Raw genomic sequence first — 255 nt, 5'->3', positions numbered from 1 at the left:
GGGGTACTCGAGCGGCGAACGGGTGAGTAACACGTGAGTAACCTGCCCTAGGCTTTGGGATAACCCTCGGAAACGGGGGCTAATACCGAATATGACCTCCTTCCGCATGGTGGGTGGTGGAAAGTTTTTCGGCCTGGGATGGGCTCGCGGCCTATCAGCTTGTTGGTGGGGTGATGGCCTACCAAGGCGACGACGGGTAGCCGGCCTGAGAGGGCGACCGGCCACACTGGGACTGAGACACGGCCCAGACTCCTA

Annotated in this window: 1 rRNA gene; it reads left to right on the top strand. The window is 61.2% G+C overall.

Annotated elements, in window-relative coordinates:
- A 16S ribosomal RNA gene (locus tag AC0AIB_RS31660) occupies positions 1-255 on the top strand; the annotation flags it as partial.

Source organism: Micromonospora sp. DSM 43699, from assembly GCF_055517075.1.
This window is presented reverse-complemented; position numbering and strand designations above follow the sequence as displayed.